The organism is Rhizobium croatiense (assembly GCF_019793465.1).
GTDB lineage: Bacteria > Pseudomonadota > Alphaproteobacteria > Rhizobiales > Rhizobiaceae > Rhizobium > Rhizobium croatiense.
The window spans coordinates 126,584-143,720 of the sequence record NZ_JAILYJ010000003.1; the positions used below are offsets into that span (position 1 = coordinate 126,584).

The 17,137-nt window shown below is 60.7% G+C and carries 17 protein-coding genes; all 17 read left to right on the forward strand.

From position 1 onward, the window contains the following. Window positions 1-82 precede the first annotated feature (82 nt). The 17 genes from K6M89_RS06255 (at window position 83) to fliR (ending at window position 17,130) form a co-directional block, all read left to right on the forward strand. The gene (locus tag K6M89_RS06255; protein ID WP_222138792.1) at window positions 83-994 is read left to right on the forward strand and encodes a flagellin N-terminal helical domain-containing protein; all 912 of its coding nucleotides are present in this window, start codon (window positions 83-85) and stop codon (window positions 992-994) included. Between the two features lie 299 nt (window positions 995-1,293). Then, the gene (locus tag K6M89_RS06260) at window positions 1,294-2,256 is read left to right on the forward strand and encodes a flagellin N-terminal helical domain-containing protein (RefSeq protein ID WP_222138793.1); all 963 of its coding nucleotides are present in this window, start codon (window positions 1,294-1,296) and stop codon (window positions 2,254-2,256) included. 201 nt (window positions 2,257-2,457) lie between these two features. Continuing rightward, on the forward strand, window positions 2,458-3,087 hold the full coding sequence (locus K6M89_RS06265; RefSeq protein ID WP_222138794.1) for a hypothetical protein: 630 nt from the start codon (window positions 2,458-2,460) through the stop codon (window positions 3,085-3,087). Then, window positions 3,084-4,403, forward strand: a complete 1,320-nt coding sequence (locus K6M89_RS06270; protein ID WP_222138795.1) for a MotB family protein — start codon at window positions 3,084-3,086, stop codon at window positions 4,401-4,403. Before K6M89_RS06265 ends, K6M89_RS06270 begins: the two co-directional genes overlap by 4 nt. 10 nt (window positions 4,404-4,413) lie before the next feature. Then, window positions 4,414-5,709 carry a chemotaxis protein MotC gene (gene motC / locus K6M89_RS06275; RefSeq protein WP_222138796.1) on the forward strand — a complete coding sequence of 432 codons (1,296 nt, stop codon included), beginning with the start codon at window positions 4,414-4,416 and terminating at the stop codon, window positions 5,707-5,709. After that, window positions 5,706-7,139 carry a flagellar hook-length control protein FliK gene (gene fliK / locus K6M89_RS06280; protein ID WP_222138797.1) on the forward strand — a complete coding sequence of 478 codons (1,434 nt, stop codon included), beginning with the start codon at window positions 5,706-5,708 and terminating at the stop codon, window positions 7,137-7,139. The genes motC and fliK overlap by 4 nt, the downstream gene beginning before the upstream one ends. Next, window positions 7,087-7,644 carry a lytic transglycosylase domain-containing protein gene (locus K6M89_RS06285; RefSeq protein ID WP_376744682.1) on the forward strand — a complete coding sequence of 186 codons (558 nt, stop codon included), beginning with the start codon at window positions 7,087-7,089 and terminating at the stop codon, window positions 7,642-7,644. Before fliK ends, K6M89_RS06285 begins: the two co-directional genes overlap by 53 nt. Window positions 7,645-7,924: 280 nt before the next feature. Further along, a complete protein-coding gene (rem, locus tag K6M89_RS06290; RefSeq protein WP_097582565.1) occupies window positions 7,925-8,596 on the forward strand; it encodes a transcriptional activator Rem in 672 nt (223 codons plus the stop codon). A 124-nt stretch (window positions 8,597-8,720) separates the two neighbouring features. Continuing rightward, window positions 8,721-10,022: a flagellar hook protein FlgE gene (locus K6M89_RS06295; RefSeq protein WP_097582567.1), complete on the forward strand. Its 1,302-nt coding sequence runs from the start codon at window positions 8,721-8,723 to the stop codon at window positions 10,020-10,022. A 19-nt stretch (window positions 10,023-10,041) separates the two neighbouring features. Next, window positions 10,042-11,529: a flagellar hook-associated protein FlgK gene (gene flgK, locus K6M89_RS06300; RefSeq protein ID WP_222138798.1), complete on the forward strand. Its 1,488-nt coding sequence runs from the start codon at window positions 10,042-10,044 to the stop codon at window positions 11,527-11,529. Between the two features lie 3 nt (window positions 11,530-11,532). Then, window positions 11,533-12,585, forward strand: coding sequence for a flagellar hook-associated family protein (locus K6M89_RS06305; RefSeq protein ID WP_097582571.1), 1,053 nt, complete (start codon window positions 11,533-11,535; stop codon window positions 12,583-12,585). Between the two features lie 36 nt (window positions 12,586-12,621). Then, window positions 12,622-12,969 carry a flagellar biosynthesis regulator FlaF gene (gene flaF / locus K6M89_RS06310; protein WP_010028573.1) on the forward strand — a complete coding sequence of 116 codons (348 nt, stop codon included), beginning with the start codon at window positions 12,622-12,624 and terminating at the stop codon, window positions 12,967-12,969. Next, window positions 12,966-13,415: a flagellar biosynthesis repressor FlbT gene (gene flbT, locus K6M89_RS06315; RefSeq protein ID WP_012482697.1), complete on the forward strand. Its 450-nt coding sequence runs from the start codon at window positions 12,966-12,968 to the stop codon at window positions 13,413-13,415. The genes flaF and flbT overlap by 4 nt, the downstream gene beginning before the upstream one ends. Then, the gene (gene flgD / locus K6M89_RS06320; RefSeq protein ID WP_222138799.1) at window positions 13,406-13,846 is read left to right on the forward strand and encodes a flagellar hook assembly protein FlgD; all 441 of its coding nucleotides are present in this window, start codon (window positions 13,406-13,408) and stop codon (window positions 13,844-13,846) included. Before flbT ends, flgD begins: the two co-directional genes overlap by 10 nt. A 90-nt stretch (window positions 13,847-13,936) precedes the next feature. Then, window positions 13,937-14,203 carry a flagellar biosynthesis protein FliQ gene (fliQ, locus tag K6M89_RS06325; protein WP_009992823.1) on the forward strand — a complete coding sequence of 89 codons (267 nt, stop codon included), beginning with the start codon at window positions 13,937-13,939 and terminating at the stop codon, window positions 14,201-14,203. 90 nt (window positions 14,204-14,293) lie between these two features. Beyond that, complete coding sequence (gene flhA / locus K6M89_RS06330) at window positions 14,294-16,381, forward strand: flagellar biosynthesis protein FlhA (RefSeq protein WP_222138800.1); 2,088 nt, start codon at window positions 14,294-14,296, stop codon at window positions 16,379-16,381. Next, window positions 16,378-17,130 carry a flagellar biosynthetic protein FliR gene (fliR, locus tag K6M89_RS06335; protein ID WP_222138801.1) on the forward strand — a complete coding sequence of 251 codons (753 nt, stop codon included), beginning with the start codon at window positions 16,378-16,380 and terminating at the stop codon, window positions 17,128-17,130. Before flhA ends, fliR begins: the two co-directional genes overlap by 4 nt. Window positions 17,131-17,137: the final 7 nt, after the last annotated feature.

Genomic DNA, 17,137 nt, shown 5'->3' on the forward strand with positions numbered 1-17,137 from the left:
ACAGGCATGAGGCTGATCCCCGTTCCCGGTGGCTTTCCGGAATGTCCCTTTTTCCCACCTGCCGACAAGGGGCAATCATTTCATGACCAGCATTTTGACCAACGTCGCGGCGATGGCCGCTCTTCAGACGCTCCGCGGCATCAACGACAGCCTCGAAAGCACGCAGAACCGCGTATCCTCGGGTTACCGCGTCGAAAAGGCCGCCGACAACGCCGCCTACTGGTCGATCGCAACGACCATGCGTTCGGACAACAAGGCACTTTCCGCCGTTTCCGACGCTCTCGGCCTCGGCGCCGCCAAGGTCGACACCGCTTACTCCGCCATGGACAGCGCCATCGACGTGATCAGCGAAATCAAGGCGAAGATCGTCGCTGCAACCGAAAAGGGCGTCGACAAGACCAAGGTCCAGGAAGAAATCGGCCAGTTGCAGCAGCAGCTCCTGAGTATCGCGCAATCGGCTTCCTTCTCCGGCGAAAACTGGGTTGCCGGCGCTGACGGCACCAAGAGCGTCGTGTCGACCTTCGTCCGTGACGGCAACGGCAATGTCTCGGTCAAGACGACGGACTACATCCTGGACACGAGCTCCACGGGCAACGTTCTCTTCGGCATGACCTCGACCGGCACGATCGATACGAGCGCCGGCATTATCGGCACATCTTACGGTACGATCGGCTCGATCTACTCGATGGATATCAGCACCTTCGGTTCGGCTGAGATTTCCATGGCATTGACCTCGATCGAGGCCGGCCTCGAAGCCATGACCAAGGCTGCCTCGCAGCTCGGTTCGATTTCCACGCGCATCGAACTCCAGGAAAACTTCGTTGGAGCGCTGAGCGATTCGATCGACTCGGGCGTCGGCCGCCTCGTCGATGCCGACATGGAAGAGGAATCGAGCAAGCTGACGGCGTTGCAGACCCAGCAGCAATTGGCCATCCAGTCGCTGTCGATCGCCAACTCCAGCGCGCAGAACATCCTCACCTTGTTCCACAGCTAAATCGGCCGCTGAAGCTGGACCGAATCTTGCGCCGCCATCCGGCGATACGCAGAAAACCATCTGGACCGCGCCCGAAACGGCGCGGTTCTCTCTTTTATATCAATAACTTGCTCGGATGAATGTTTCACTGGTTGCGCTTGCCGCTGCGCTCTTGCCGAACAGGTTGATATCGAGTTAACTTCACCTTGAGTTGATTTGCTTTTGCGACACCCGGTGGAAATTTCGCCGGAGGCATGACGCCACTTCAGTCGCCGCCGGCAACCCGGCCTGCCCTTTCATCTTATTCCGAGACCCTGTCGATGACCGTAAAGATTACCAGCGCGGCCGCGGTGAATGCACTTGCGGTGCTGCGCAGCATCAACAAAGAAGCCAGTCAGACCCAGCAGCAAGTTTCGTCGGGATATCGGATCGAGACGGCGGCCGATGATGCCTCTTACTGGTCGGTGGCGACTGTCATGCGCTCGGACAGCACCAATCTCGGCACGATCGGCGACGCGCTCGGTCTCGGGGCCGCCAAGGTGGATGCGACCTACACGGCGATGACTTCGGCGATCGATCTCGTCAGCCAGATTCGCGCCAAGCTCGTTGCGGCAAGAGAGCCCGGCACCGACAAGGACAAGATCAACGCCGAAATCAGCGAATACAAGGATCAGCTGAGGACCGTCGTCGAATCGACGTCCTTTGCCGGGGAAAACTGGTTGCTGAACAGCGACAAGGCGGCGCCACCGACATGGTCGGTCATCTCAGGCTTCGTGCGCGCCTCGACCGGCGAATACCAGGCTCAGAGCATCGACTTCCCGTCGTCGCAGACCATCCTCATCGACAAGAACAATGCGAGTGGCGGCCTGTTCACCAAGGCGATCGATGCCCAGGCGATCAACAACAGCGGCACGGGACCGCGGAACTATTACCTGCTGGACGCCGATTCGACGACGCCGGCGACGGGCACGGAAGTCGCGATCAGCAATAGCACCACCGACGCCCAACTCGCCGACATGCTTGATGTGACCGACTCTCTGCTCTCCTCGCTGACGACGACGGCCGCCTCGATCGGCGTGATGAAGGCGCGTATCGACGATCAGATCGATTACACCGCCGATCTGTCCGATTCGATCGACAAGAGTGTCGGCGCGCTCGTCGATACCGATATGGACGAGGCTTCGATCCGGCAGAAGGCGATCGAAACCCAGAAGCAGATGGCCGTCGAAGCGATCTCGATCCTGAACACGGCCGCAAGCAAGATCCTCATTCTGCTGGAATAGAGCTGGGCGCGATCGTCGATGGCGGCGGCGCCATTCATCCTCGCGCAAGTTTGACTTCCTAGTTTCCGGCATGAAGGCATCGTCCGAAATCATGCCGGCGCAAGGTCAGACCCTTGTTCGCTGTGAAGGACATGTCGCGCGCAAGGTCATTTTGAACGGGAGGCAGCATGCCGCGTGTCTCCCGGATGCTGGATGGTTGCTATGAGCATTTCGCTTTCTCGGTATTTGAAGGATTTCGGCGAACCGAAACCGTCAGCACCGATCATCGACATCGACGATTTCCCCGGCGATGCTTTTCCCGAGACGCCGAGCGAACCGCCGGTCGACGTCGAGGCGGAGCGTCGGGATGCCTACGCGCAGGGCCATGCTGCGGCGACCGCTGATTTGACCGAGAAATACGAAGGCGAGGCGCGCGCTCTGGCCGAGGTCCATGCGCGCGAGCTCGAAGAACTGAAACTTCGCTATGAAGTCGAGGCGGCCGCGGTCATCGCATCCCGCGTCCGCGATATCGCTGAAGAAGTCGCGCAGCTGGTCAGCGCCGGCGCGGCCACGGCCATTGCGCCCGTCATGACGGAAGCGCTTGCGGCCAAGGCTGCTAGGGACCTCGGCGCATTGCTGCGTGATGCGATTCTCGAGGGGGCTGCCGGGTCGATCGTCGTCAGGGGGCCGACCAGGCTCTTCGACATATTGAAGGCCGAGCTCGGTGAACATGCCGCGGCCGTTCGCCACCTCGAGGCCGACGATATCGATCTTGCCGTCGAAATCGGTGAATCCGTCATCGTCACCCGCATGTCCGCCTGGGCGGCCAGCTTGAAGAAAGTTCTCGAATGAGCGAAGGCGAAAACCATCACCACGGCAGGAACGAGATCATCATCGTCAAGCGGCATGGCGGCGGTGATCACGATGGTGCCCATGGCGGTGCGTGGAAAATTGCCTATGCCGACTTCATGACGGCGATGATGGCGTTCTTCCTGGTCATGTGGCTGGTCAACGCCGCCAACGAGGAAACCAAGGCCGCGGTCGCGACCTATTTCAATCCGATCAAGCTCGCCGACGAAAAGCCGACGGAGAAGGGCCTGAAGAAGCCTGTCGACCATGCCGAGGGCGAGGAGAAGAAGGAAAAGTCGAAGCAGAAGGAAGACAATCCGACCGAGGGCAAGTCCGCCGCGGATGGTGACGACCAAACGTCGACTTCAGGCGACCAGACCAATTATTCCGAAGCCGACTTCTTCGAAAATCCCTATTCGGTTCTCGCCGAGATCGCACAGGAAGTCGGCCAGCAGGCCAATGTCAGCGCCAAGGGCGATGGCGGCGCGGCCGATTCCGGCCCGGCGACCGGCGCCGATGGCGGCGAAGCCTATCGCGATCCCTTCGATCCGGATTTCTGGACGAAGCAGGTCGAAGTGACAACCGCCGGAAAAACCCTGCCGCCCGGCAAGAGCGAGCAGCAGGCGGCCGAGAGCGAGGCGACCGAGGTCGCCAAGGCCGAGGATATGAAGCCGGTGCCTCTGGCGACCGACCAGAAGCCGGCCAAGGACGCCAAGGAGAGCAAGGAAACCAAGGGCGCCGCCGAGACCAAAGAGGCCAAGGCGGACGGCAAGGTGCCTGACGAGAAGAAGGCGGAAGCTCAGAAGGACGCCGATCATCAGAAGGATGCCGACAAGAGCGCGGCCGGGACCGAACAGCAGAAGAAAGAAGCGGATGCGCTTCAGGCGCAGATCGCCCAACAGATCGGCGGCGTTGCCGGCAAGCTTGCCGAAGGCCTGACGGTGACGGCGGCCGAAGGCGGCCTGCTGGTCAGCATCTCCGACCAGAACGACGATTCGATGTTCAATATCGGTTCCGCGGTTCCGCGCCAGGAGATGGTGCTCGCCATGGAAAAGATCGGTACGATTCTGAAGGAGAGGGGCGGCGCCGTTGCCATCCGTGGTCACACGGACGGGCGTCAGTACAAGGGCGCGCAGAACGAGAACTGGCGGCTTTCGATGGACCGCGCCCAGAGTGCCTACTACATGCTCGTGCGCGGCGGGCTGGACGAGAAGCGTATCTCGCAGGTCTCCGGCTTCGCCGACCGTCGGTTGAAGCTGCCTGCCGACCCGTTCAACGCGACCAACCGCCGGATCGAGATCCTGGTGCAGGCGGATTAAGGATAGTCGGATGGCGCGTCGGCAGCATCGTTACGTCGGAGTTATGGCCCTAGGCCTGGCGATGCTTTCGCCTGCCGCAGGCAATGCGCAGGATCCGGACGATCTCTCGCCGTACAAGATGCTGCGGTCGCTGCAGTTCGTGCAGGATTCCGTCGTCGCCGGCGATCATTCGGCCGGCGAGATGCAGCGCTTCATGCTGGGCACGATCGACGAGCGGCTGCGCACGGCCGATACGTCGATCTACGACGACGACCGCAACGTCGATGCGGCGCTGATCTATGCGATGAGCGGCGGCAATCCCCAGACACTCGAATATCTGATCGCCCATGACGTCAACGGCTATTTCGACAACCGCGTCACCGACGTACTGCGCAAATATCTGACCGGCAAAGGGCTCCTCGTCGCCAAGACGCTGGAGGAAACCGCCAGGGAATATCGCGACAAGAAGATCGGTCCCTACCTGGCGTTGATCGGCGGCAACGTGCTGATCGCCACGAAACCGACAGATGCGCTGGATCTCTACGACCAGGCGCGTCTTGCAGCACCCGGTACGATCGTCGAGGAGGCGGCCTTGCGCCGTTCCGTCGCCATCTGCGTCGACAAGGGAATGCTCGACAAGGGGCTGGCCTATTCGCAGCGTTATGCTCGCCGTTTCCTGCATTCGCCCTATGCCAGCCAGTTTGCCGATCTTTTCGTCAAGCTCGTCGTCGCCCATGATCGCGACGTGAAACCGCAGGATGTCGTCGACATCCTGTCCTTCATGGATGCGCCGCGCCAGCGTGAGGTCTATCTGCGCATCGCCCGTGCTGCCGCAATATCAGGCAAGCCGGAGCTGGCGCGCATGGCGGTCGACCGTGTGCAGTCGCTTGGCGCAGGCACCGACAACGCCTTCGGCCCGCTCGCCGATTTCTACGGCGGCATGGCCGGCCTTCCCACGAAGGATATCGATCAGGCGGCGAAGAATGTCAGCGGCATCGACGGCAATGCACTGTCGCCGCGGGATCAGGCGCTGCAGGCGGCGGCGCGATCCGTCGCCGAGCAGATCCTGCGCGCGCCGGACCCGGCAAGCCTGACGCAAGCATCCGATCCTAATACTTCTCATCAAGAAATCACTTCTGACAAGGCTGCGGCGATAGCCATGCAAGCGGGAGCGCCGGGCGCGCATCCCGAGCCTGTACCGGGAGGTGTGGCATCGACTGGCCAGAGCCAGGATACCGACCCCTCATTCAACGCATTTGTGACGACCAGCCGATCCAAGCTCGACGAGATCGATGGTCTTCTGGCGCAGGAAGGCAACGAACAATGATGGATTTGAGCGTCTCGGGCGGAGCCTCTGGTGCGGAGGCGGCCGCGGCCGCGAAATCCGCCAAGGCGGCTGGTAAGGGTGACGCCGCCGGTCAGAAGGGCGACTTCTCCGATGTGCTTGCTAAGGCGAGCGGCAGCGCCGCCAACGACGCGCCCGACGGTGCGGAGCCGGATCAGGGCGCGGTTGCCGATGGCGACGCGGCGAAGGTCGCTCGGACGACCCGCAGCCGCGCCAAACCGTTGATCGATCTCAGCGACACCGCGCTGAAGGCGCAGGCCGAGGTGCAGCCGGAAACGATCGCAAATGGCGAAAAGACCGCCGCAAAGCCTGCAAAGGATCAGCGCAAATTGCCGGCCGATCTCGGCAGACTCGATGCCAAGGATCCGCCCGCCGACGAGACAGGGCAGGTGGCCAAAGGCGTCAAGCACGCCAAGAGTGACCTCTCGAAAACAGATGCGGATGCGGACAGCGAGGACGATGACGGCGGCATTTCCGATGTACTCGGCCTGCTGAAGCAGGAGCCCGCCGGCGCGGCGGTCGCCTTGCCGGCCGCAGCCGCCGCTCATCTCGCCGCCACGGCCGGGGAGGCCGGGCCTGTTGACAAGAAGACCGCGGCTGACGCCAAAACGAACGGCCACGCATCCGACGCCCTGGCGGCCGTCAGCGGCAATGTCGACGACGTCAAGACGGATAAGATCGGGGCTCCGGGGACGGAGAACGCCGACGCGGCTGACGGCAGAACCTTCCGGCTCAGCCGCGCCGACGGCCGCGGCGTATCGATGGATGTTCACATCGGTGCGGATCAGGCCGGGCCGAAGGACGGCTCGAAGAAAGCCGATGTCGAAAACGTCTCGGTCCTCGAATCGCGCCGCTATATCGGCTTGGCGCAGAATACCAATTCCGCCGCCGTCACGGCAGCCCTCTCCGGCGATTCCGAATGGGCGCGCGCCATGGAGCCGAGTTCGGCGCTCTCCAACGCGGCGGAATGGACGAGCACCGGCAAGGTGGTCAATACGCTGAAGATCCAGATGAACCCGATCGATCTTGGCTTGGTGACGGCGACCATGCGCCTGTCCGGCGACGCCTTGAACGTCGACCTCAAGGTCGAAACCGGTGCAGCCTATCGGCAGCTGAAGGAAGATCACGGCAAGATTCTCGAAGCACTGCGCAGCCAGGGCTACGCGGTCGACAATGTTACCATCAGCATGGCCCCCGTCGAGCGTGCCGACGCCGGCAACCAGGCCGACCAGGGGCAGGCCTCCCAGCAGCAGTCGCTCGCCCAGCAAGGGCAGGGCGGGGCGGCGCGCGAGCGCCACAATCAGACGGCGCAGCGGACGGATGGAGGCTTCAATGGCGCAGGCGAGACCGGAATTGAAGATGTTTCTGCTGGCGGGGCTCGCAGCAGCGGCGCTGGCGGCGTTTACCTCTGAGGCGGCCGCCTCAACCGGCGCCTGCGAACGCGAAATCCAGTCGGCTGCCGCCAAATACGGCATCCCGGAAGGCATCCTCTATTCGGTCGGTCTGACGGAGACCGGCCGCAAGGGTTCACTCTATCCCTATGCCATGAACGTCGAAGGCAAGGCGATCTTCCCGCCCTCGGAAGAGGACGCAATGAGGCAGTTCGATGTCGCTCGCAGAAGCGGGGCGAAGCTCATCGACATCGGATGCATGCAGATCAACCACTATTATCACAGCGAGAATTTCACCTCCGCCGAGGATATGTTCGATCCGCATCGCAACGTCGAATATGCGGCTAGGTTCCTCCGCAACCTGCATGACCGTCATGAGACGTGGACCATGGCGGTAGCCAGATACCACGCCGGCCCGAACAACGACCCTGCACAGAAGCAATATGTCTGCCGCGTCATCGCCAATCTGGTGGCCACGGGCTATGGCAAGTGGACTCCCAATGCGAGTAACTTCTGCCGAAATTAATTCAACCCAAAATAGAAGTGGTATATTGTGACGAAAATGTGCCATAATATGGCGGGATTCCGGCAGGAATCGCATGCGCAAGTCATAATTAAGAGGCCGTTAACTTTTCCACGAAATTTTTGTGTGCACAATTTAGTAGGCCCACTATATGTAGATCAAATCGCCACGCCGATCTTAATCAATTATTAATTTCTGCCATTAACTTTAACGAGTTGTCGCCGATTCGTGCGATTCGTACCCATAGATCATCGAAGTGCCACACTGATTCGGAGGCGGACGAATGATCGTAGTGGTTGATGAGCGCGAGCTCGTGAAAGACGGATACACATCTTTGTTTGGCCGGGAGGGCATTCCCTCTACCGGTTTTGATCCATCGGAATTCGGCGACTGGGTGCAGACCGCCGCCGATTCGGATATTGCGGCTGTCGAGGCTTTCCTGATCGGTCAGGGCCAGCGCAGCCTGGAGCTGCCCCGGGCGATCCGGGATCGCTCGATGGCGCCGGTGATCGCGGTCAGCGACCAGCACTCGCTGGAAAACACGCTGGCGCTTTTCGATTGCGGCGTCGACGACGTGGTGCGCAAGCCGGTCCATCCGCGCGAAATCCTCGCCAGGGCGGCTGCGATCCGGCGCCGGCTGAAGGCGATCGCCAATTACACCGATATCGGCGGCATCCGCGTCTTCTCGGATGGTCGCGACCCCGAGATCAACGGCGAAGTCTTCGCGCTGCCCCGGCGCGAGCGCCGCATCCTCGAATATTTGATCGCCAATCGCGGTCGCCGGGTCACCAAGACCCAGATCTTCAATGCCATCTACGGCATCTTCGATGAAGAGGTCGAGGAAAACGTCGTCGAAAGCCACATCTCGAAGCTGCGTAAGAAGCTGCGCAAGAAGCTCGGCGTCGATCCGGTCGATTCCAAGCGCTTCCTTGGCTACTGCATCGATTGGGCCTGATTTTCTCGGCCGGGTGGCGGCGCCCGGCTGGACCTCGATATTGGCCTCGCCTCGCCATGACAGACAGCTTCACGCAAGGCCCGACAAATACTCTCGAGTTTAATAGGTAAAACGAGGTTTTCAGATGAGCATTTTCGGCAGCATGAAGACGGCAGTATCGGGGATGAACGCGCAGGCGAACCGCCTCAGCACCGTCGCCGACAACATCGCTAACGTGAACACCACCGGCTACAAGGCCGTGTCGACGAGCTTCTCGTCGCTGGTCCTGCCCTCCTCGGGCGGCAACTACAATTCCGGCGGCGTTCAGACCTCCGTCCGCCAGGCTGTCTCCGATCAGGGCGACATTTCCTACACCACCTCGGGCACCGATCTCGCGATCTCCGGCGACGGCTTCTTCATCGTCCAGGGCGCCGACGGCACGCCGGTTCTAACCCGCGCCGGCGACTTCCAGAAGGACGACGAAGGCAACCTCGTCAACGCCGCCGGCTTCCAGCTGATGGGCTATTCCTACGATTCCGGTTCTCCCGCCGTCGTCGTCAACGGCTTCGACGGCCTCGTTCCCGTCAACGTCAACCAGGACGGCCTGACCGCCATCGCCTCGACATCGGGGGTCTTCAAGGGCAATCTCGATTCCAACGCCAAGATCCCGGTCGCCCCGGCGACGCTCCCAAGCGCCAATCTTGCTACCGCGACGACCGACACCAAGAAGGTCTCGATGGTTGCCTATGACCGCCTCGGCAACAAGGTGATGTACGACTTCTATTTCACCAAGCAATCGGTGGCTGCAGCACCGCCGCCAGCACCTCCCGCCACCGCTGCCACCTGGGAAGTGGCGATGTTCCGCAACGCCAACGCGGCGGTCGGCGGCACGACCTCCTTCCCCTACAGCGCCGGTGGCGCAGTCGGCACCGGAACGCTCACCTTCGACTCGAACGGCAAGATGACCTCGAGCGGCGCCGTTAACATCACCGATGGCGTGACCGGCCAAACGATCGCCATGGATTTCTCCGGTTTGACGCAGCTCGGTGCCGACTTCTCCGGCACCGGCACGCCGAACGGCCAGGCGGCGACCCCGGTCAAGGACGTCACCATCGACGGCGACGGCATCGTCTACGCCAAATATGAAGACGGCAGCACCAAGCCGCTCTACCGTATTCCGCTGGCCAATGTCGCAAGCCCGGACAAGCTGACGCTGATGAGTGGCAACGTCTACAGCGCCAACGGCCAGTCGGGCGTTACCGTCACCGGCTTCCCGCAGACCAACGGCCTCGGCACGATCAAGTCAGGCGCGCTCGAAGGTTCGAACGTCGATCTCGCCGGCGAACTGACCGAGATGATCGAATCGCAGCGCAGCTACACCGCCAATTCGAAAGTATTCCAGACGGGTTCCGACATCATGGACGTACTCGTCAACCTCAAGAGATAAGTAAGGTAACGGGTAAGCCATGTCGCTCACGTCCGCACTTAATACCGCGCAGAGCATATTCAACAATACCGGCACGCAGAGCAGTGTCGTATCGAACAATATCTCCAATGCCGGCAACAAGGATTACGTGCGCCGGCAGGCAATGCTTACCACGTCCCTGAACGGCGCCCAGGTTGTGCAGATCAACCGGGCACAGGAAGATGCCCTGCTGCGCCAGTATCTCAAGACCTCCTCTCAGGACAGCGCCCAGCAGACCTTGCTGGGCGGTCTCGAGGACCTCAAATCGATCATGGGTGGCAATGACTACGAAACGTCGCCGTCCACCTATCTCGGTGTTTTCCAGCAGAAGCTTCAAGCGTTCCGCACCACGCCCGGCAGTACGGTCGCCGCCCAGGGCGCCATCACCGCCGCTCAGGACGTGGCCAACTCGCTGAATAATGCCTCGCGATCCGTCCAGGATGTTCGCGCCAACGCCGATAAAGAAATCGCCACCGCCGTCGATACGCTGAACACGCTGCTCAGCCAGTTCGAAAAAGCCAACAATGCGGTCAAGACTGCCACGGCCTCCGGCACGGACGCATCCGGCGCCCTCGATGAGCGCGAGAAAGTCCTCAAGCAGATTTCGCAGATCGTCGGCGTCAGCGCGACGACGCGCGACAACAACGACATGGTGCTGAGTACGCCCGACGGGACGATCCTCTTCGAGACGATCCCGCGTAAGGTGACGTTCAAGTCCCAGGATGTCTATACCGCTTCCACCGTCGGCAATTCGGTCTATATCGACGGCGTTGCGCTGCCGCTCGGCAAGGGCTCAACCACGACGGGGCAGGGGAGCCTCCAGTCGCTTCTCCAGATCCGCGACGAGATCGCCCCCAACTTCCAGAAGCAGCTCGACGAAATCGCCCGCGGCCTTGTCTCGCTCTTCAAGGAGCAGAATACCGCTGCGCCCCCGGCCTATGTGCCCGGTCTCTTCACCTGGAGCGGCGGCACGGTCGATACCGGTGCCACCGCGGTTGCCGGCATGGCCTCGACCATCAGCGTCAGCACCCGCGTGATCACCTCGCAGGGCGGCGACCCGATGCGCCTGCGCGATGGCGGCGTCAACGCCACCGGTGTCGTCCTGAACACATCAGGCGTCAGCGGTTACACGGCTGAACTCGACCGACTCTATACCGCGATGAGCGCCGACATCGATTTCGATCCGGCAGCCGGAGCGCCGGTCGGTTTCGACGCGACGACGGGCATCGATTCGAATGTCAGCATCATGGAATACGCCACGAATTCCCTCGGCTGGCTCGAGCAGTATCGCAGCAACGCCACGACGGCGGCGGAAAATACCTCGGCAGCGCTGTCGCGCTCCGACGAAGCCTATTCCAATGAGACGGGCGTCAACCTCGATGAGGAGCTGACGCTGCTTCTCGATATCGAGCAGTCCTACAAGGCGGCGACCAAGATCCTGAACGCCGTCGATGAAATGTTGAAGTCATTGCTGGATATCGCGAGTTAAGCCATGAAGAGCTCATTTATTTCAAGTTCGGCCATTCAGAATGCGATGCGGTTGACGATCCGTCAGGCGCAGAACCAGATGACCAAGGCGACGATGGAAGCAACGACGGGAGTCTATGCGGATATCGGTGTCTCGCTCGGTGGCAATGCTGCCCGAAGTGTCGATTTCACCCGCGAGACCGACCGGATCGATTCGATCAAATCAAGCAATTCGCTTGTCACCGCCCGCATGGAATCCTCGCAGCTCGGCTTGTCCAAGATGAAGGACGTCGGCGATGGCCTCGTTTCGAAGCTGACGGCACTCCAGGGCAGCAAGGACCCCGGAAGCATCACCGTCGCCATTCAGTCGGCGACCAGCGCGTTGTCCACCATGATGGACACGGCCAATACCATGGTGAACGGCGAATATCTGTTCTCCGGCATCAACACCGACGTGCAGCCGCTGACCGACAAGACGACCGCCACGAGCGCGGCCATCGTTACGGCGCTGAACAGCTACGCCGCGGCTCTTGTCCCACCGAAGGCCGTCAGCGATCTTACCGGCGCCGAAATGCAGACCTTCATCACGACGACGGTCGAGCCGATGTTCAGCGAAGCGAATTGGACCAATGCGGCGACCGGATGGTCGCAGGCATCGAGCCAGAACATGACGAGCCGCATCAGCAACTCGGAAGTGATCGAATCCTCGACCAACGCCAATTCCGAAGGCATGCGTTATTTCGCGCTCGCCTCGGTCATGACCTCCGCGCTGCTCGGCCAGAACCTCAGCACGGATGCAATGACGACTGTCTCCAAGCAGGCAATCAGCTACACGGCCAAGGCGACCAGCGGCCTGGTGACGCAGGCAAGCCAGCTTGGCCTCTCTCAGGAGCGGGTCAAGAAGTCGAACGACGCACTCGACGCCCAGTCGAACATCATCAAGAACAAGCTGGTCGACCTCCAGGGCGTCGACCCGTACGAGGCCTCGACCCTCGTCAAGACTTTGGAAACACAGCTTGAAACCGCTTACACGATCGTTTCGAAGATCCAGCAGTTGAGTCTCGTAAACTACCTTTGATGAGCAAAGGCGCGCAATATAAACGAGGATGCATGAATGTATCAGTTCTCATATGCCGAAGTCATGCAGGACTCGGTGGCCGACGCGAAAGAGCGGGAATGGCAGGTTCTTGACCGGTCCATAGAACTGCTGTCGTTGGCGCGCGACAAGGAAAAATACGGTCGGGAAGCCATTGAAGCCCTGTTTTATACGCGTCGGGTGTGGATCAGCTTCATCGAGGATCTGAAGCATCCGGACAACCAGCTGGATGTTCAGCTCAGGGCCAATCTCATCTCAATCGCAATCTGGATTTTGAAGGAATGCGACAGGATCAGAAAACGTCTGTCGAATAACTACCAGGGCATCATCGACGTTACCACCATCATCAGGGATGGACTTAAATGAAAAGTACACTTCGCATTTCTCTGAAAGCCGGGGAAAGAATCTTCATCAACGGCGCCGTCCTGCGTGTCGACCGCAAGGTCGCGCTGGAATTCCTGAATGATGTGACGTTTCTTCTCGAAAATCACGTCCTCCAGCCGGAAGGCGCGACGACGCCTCTGCGCCAGCTCTATTTCATCGCGCAGATGATCCTCATCAACCCCGAGGGCAAGGACCACTCGACGGCGATGTTCCGCAAGTCGATCACCATGCTGCTCACCTGCTTCAAGAACGAGGAAATCCTCGCCGAACTGAAGCGTATCGATGCGCTCGTCTCGACCGGCCGCGCTTTCGACGCGTTGAAAGCGATCCGCGGTCTCTACGCGATCGAAGACAATATCCTCAACAACCACGAGCTGCCGCCGACGATGGTCGAGCAGATTCGCAGGGAAATCGCACCATGGCGGTAGACGCAACATCGAGCGTGAGCACTTCGACGACGAGTTCAATGAATTCCGCCCAGAAAAAAGCGACGTTGAATTACGACAATTTCCTTCAGCTGCTCATCGCGCAGATGAAGAACCAGGATCCGACCGATCCGATGGATGCCAGCGAGCAGATGTCGCAGCTGGCAAGCTTCTCGCAGGTTGAGCAGACGATCCAGACGAACACCAAGCTCGATACGCTTCTGTCAAGCTCGAGCCTCACCCAGGCGAGCAGCTACGTCGGCAAATATATGGAAAGCGCCGACGGCACCGTCAAAGGCACCGTCGAATCCGTCAAGGTTTATTCCGACGGGATCATTGCGACGACGACGGATGGCGGTAAGATACTCGTTCAGGCGGGAATCACCGTTGCTGACAAGGCCCCGACCACGACCAGCGACAGCAGCGATACCTGATACCGCGGCGCCGACGCGTCGGGTGGATAAAAATCAACAGCGGCCCGGCCATAGCGGGGCTGCTTCGAGGCGATATGAGGTTGCCTTCAGATGAATGAAGCTGATGCATTGGATCTGTTCCAGGCCGCGATCTGGACCGTCCTGATTGCCGCCGGTCCCGCCGTCATCGCCGCGATGGTGGTGGGTCTCGTCATTGCCCTGATCCAGGCATTGACCCAGGTGCAGGAGGCGACGCTGACCTTCGTGCCGAAGATCGTCGCAGTGCTCATCACGGTCGGCGTCACCGCGCCCTTTGTCGGCTCGCAGATCTCGATTTTCACCAATCTGGTCTTCTCCCGCATTCAATCCGGCTTCTGAGCCACCTTCGCGCAAGCTTCGCCATTTAACTGTCGGTCCGAATTGGGTGGACTTCAGGTCCGCCTCCTCTCATGAAGAGACGGAACTGTCATGGCGCAACCACCTGCACTCCCCCTTCCGAAAGTCGCCCCGAGCCTGCGCGATGTCGGTTTTGCCCTCGGCATTATCGGCATCATCTGCATTCTTTTCCTGCCCATCCCGCCATTCCTGATCGACATGGGACTGGCCTTCTCGATCGCATTCTCGGTGCTGATCCTGATGGTCGCGCTGTGGATCCAGAAGCCGCTCGATTTCTCGTCCTTCCCGACCATTCTGCTGATCGCGACGATGACCCGGCTGGCGCTGAACATCGCGACGACACGCGTCATCCTGTCCCACGGCAATGAAGGCCACGACGCGGCCGGCGGCGTCATCGCCGGTTTCGCAAGCCTTGTCATGTCGGGCGACTTCGTCATCGGTCTGATCGTCTTCCTGATCCTCATCACCATCAACTTCATCGTCATCACCAAGGGCGCGACGCGTATCGCCGAAGTCGGCGCGCGTTTCACGCTCGATGCCATCCCGGGCAAGCAGATGTCGATCGACGCCGATCTTTCGGCCGGCATCATCGATGAAAGGGAAGCCCAGCGCCGGCGCAGAGAGCTCGAAGAGGAAAGCTCGTTCTTCGGTGCGATGGACGGTGCCTCGAAGTTCGTGCGCGGCGATGCCGTCGCCGGCCTGATCATCACCGCCATCAACGTCTTCGGCGGCATCATCATCGGTTATTTTCGCCATGGCATGCCGATCGGCGAAGCGGCCGACGTCTTCGTCAAGCTCTCCGTCGGCGACGGCCTCGTCTCGCAGATGCCGGCCCTCATCGTCTCGCTCGCCGCCGGCCTGCTCGTCTCCCGCGGCGGCACCACCGGCTCCACCGACCAGGCGGTCGTCAACCAGCTGAGCGGCTATCCCCGCGCGCTCTCCGTCTCGGCGGTGCTGATGTTCGTCCTGGCGCTGATGCCGGGCCTGCCGTTTGTCCCTTTCGTGGTCCTCGGCAGTCTTCTTGCCTTCGGCGCCTGGTTCATCCCGCGTCAGGTCGAGGTTGAAAACAAGCTGCGCCGAGAGCAGGAGGAAAAGAAGGTCGTCCAGAGCAAAGAACTGGAAAAGGATTCGGTCAAGTCGGTGCTACGCACCTCGGAAATCGAGCTCGCACTCGGCAAGATGGTCTCGACGCGCCTGCTCGGCGCCCACCAGGAGCTGGCTTTCCGCGTCGGCAAGATGCGCAAGAAGTTCGCCACGCAATACGGTTTCGTCGTGCCGGAGATCAAGGTCACCGACGATATCGCCATCGCCGAGAAGTCCTATCAGATCCGCATCCACGGCACGACGGTCGCCTCCAACCTCTTGCGCGTCGGCGAAGTTCTGGTCGTCACCGGCGCCGGCCGGCGCCCGAGCATTCCCGGCGACGAAATCCGCGAGCCCGCTTTCGGCATGCCGGCCGTCTCGATTCTCGAAAACTTCGCAGACGATCTGAAACGCGAAGGTTTCCAGCCGATCGACAACGTCTCCGTCGTGCTGACCCACATGAGCGAGGTCATTCGCAACAACCTGCCGCAGCTTCTGTCCTACAAGGACGTCAAGGTGCTGATCGATCGCCTCGACCCGGAATACAAGAAGCTCGCCGACGAGATCTGCTCGTCGCACATGTCCTATTCGGGCCTGCAGGCGGTGCTCAAGCTCCTGCTTGCCGAGCGCGTTTCGATTCGCAACCTGCACCTCATTCTGGAGGCGGTGGCCGAGCTCGCGCCGCATGTCAGGAAGACCGAGCAGATCGTCGAGCATGTCCGCATCCGCATGGCCCAGCAGCTCTGCGGCGATCTTGCCGACAATGGCGTGCTGCGTGTGCTGAGATTGGGCAGCAAATGGGATCTCGCCTTCCACCAGGCGCTGAAGCGCGACGCCAAGGGCGAGGTGATCGAGTTCGACATCGATCCGCGCAGCCTGGAGGAGTTCAGCGAACAGGCCAGCAAAGTTATCCGTGAGTTCATGGATCGCGGCCTGCCATTCGCCCTTGTCACGTCGCCGGAAACACGCTCCTATGTGCGCATGATCATCGAACGGCTGTTCGCCACGTTGCCGGTCCTGTCGCATGTCGAACTGGCCAAAGGCATCGAGATAAAGATTTTGGGCTCGATTTCATGATATCAGACCCGCAAGGGACCGTTCTCGCGCTGTTTCTGGTCTTCTGCCGGATCGGCGGCTGTGTGCTGGCTCTTCCGGGTTTTTCCTCGGCGCGCGTGCCCGAGCAGCTGCGCGTCTTCATTGCCGGCGCGCTGTCGATCGCCGTCTTGCCGCTGCTCTGGGACACGGTCTATCCGGCTGTCCACACGGGATCTGCAACCTATATCGGCCTGATTTTCAGCGAATCGCTGATCGGCGTGATGTATGGCATGCTGGCGAGAATCTATACGCTCGGCATGCAGTTCGCCGCGACGATCATCGCCATGATGGTCGGCTATACTCAGCCAGGCTCCGCCGACGTCATCGAAGACGCGCCGGAGACCAGCCTTTCCGGCTTCATCACCTTTGCCGGCATCATGATTCTCTTCATCATGGATTTCCATCACATCGTCTTCCGCGCGCTGGTCGATTCCTACACGACCATGCCCTTCGGCGGATTGACGCAGATGCGCGCGACGCTGATCTCCTTTACCGACACGCTGGAGCAGACCACCTACATCATGCTGCGGTTGTCGAGCCCCTTTCTGATCTACGGTATGATCTTCAACGTCTCGATCGGCTTCATCAATAAGCTGGCGCCGCAGATCCCGGTCTATTTCATTTCCACGCCCTATCTGCTGATGGGCGGGCTCTTCCTGTTCTATGTCTCGGTCGCGGCGCTGGTCAGCCAGTTCGGCCAAGCCTTCAGTTCGATCTATATCGGGCGATGAGGCTGAT

What these genes read in the sequence shown, in the direction of transcription:
- K6M89_RS06295 (WP_097582567.1), top strand. Translation starts at nt 8,721, where the DNA reads ATGAGCATTTTCGGCAGCATGAAGACGGCAGTATCGGGGATGAACGCG.
- motC (WP_222138796.1), top strand. Translation starts at nt 4,414, where the DNA reads ATGGCGCGTCGGCAGCATCGTTACGTCGGAGTTATGGCCCTAGGCCTG.
- K6M89_RS06270 (WP_222138795.1), top strand. Translation starts at nt 3,084, where the DNA reads ATGAGCGAAGGCGAAAACCATCACCACGGCAGGAACGAGATCATCATC.
- K6M89_RS06265 (WP_222138794.1), top strand. Translation starts at nt 2,458, where the DNA reads ATGAGCATTTCGCTTTCTCGGTATTTGAAGGATTTCGGCGAACCGAAA.
- flgK (WP_222138798.1), top strand. Translation starts at nt 10,042, where the DNA reads ATGTCGCTCACGTCCGCACTTAATACCGCGCAGAGCATATTCAACAAT.
- rem (WP_097582565.1), top strand. Translation starts at nt 7,925, where the DNA reads ATGATCGTAGTGGTTGATGAGCGCGAGCTCGTGAAAGACGGATACACA.
- fliR (WP_222138801.1), top strand. Translation starts at nt 16,378, where the DNA reads ATGATATCAGACCCGCAAGGGACCGTTCTCGCGCTGTTTCTGGTCTTC.
- flbT (WP_012482697.1), top strand. Translation starts at nt 12,966, where the DNA reads ATGAAAAGTACACTTCGCATTTCTCTGAAAGCCGGGGAAAGAATCTTC.
- K6M89_RS06305 (WP_097582571.1), top strand. Translation starts at nt 11,533, where the DNA reads ATGAAGAGCTCATTTATTTCAAGTTCGGCCATTCAGAATGCGATGCGG.
- K6M89_RS06260 (WP_222138793.1), top strand. Translation starts at nt 1,294, where the DNA reads ATGACCGTAAAGATTACCAGCGCGGCCGCGGTGAATGCACTTGCGGTG.
- flhA (WP_222138800.1), top strand. Translation starts at nt 14,294, where the DNA reads ATGGCGCAACCACCTGCACTCCCCCTTCCGAAAGTCGCCCCGAGCCTG.
- fliQ (WP_009992823.1), top strand. Translation starts at nt 13,937, where the DNA reads ATGAATGAAGCTGATGCATTGGATCTGTTCCAGGCCGCGATCTGGACC.
- fliK (WP_222138797.1), top strand. Translation starts at nt 5,706, where the DNA reads ATGATGGATTTGAGCGTCTCGGGCGGAGCCTCTGGTGCGGAGGCGGCC.
- K6M89_RS06285 (WP_376744682.1), top strand. Translation starts at nt 7,087, where the DNA reads ATGTTTCTGCTGGCGGGGCTCGCAGCAGCGGCGCTGGCGGCGTTTACC.
- flgD (WP_222138799.1), top strand. Translation starts at nt 13,406, where the DNA reads ATGGCGGTAGACGCAACATCGAGCGTGAGCACTTCGACGACGAGTTCA.
- K6M89_RS06255 (WP_222138792.1), top strand. Translation starts at nt 83, where the DNA reads ATGACCAGCATTTTGACCAACGTCGCGGCGATGGCCGCTCTTCAGACG.
- flaF (WP_010028573.1), top strand. Translation starts at nt 12,622, where the DNA reads ATGTATCAGTTCTCATATGCCGAAGTCATGCAGGACTCGGTGGCCGAC.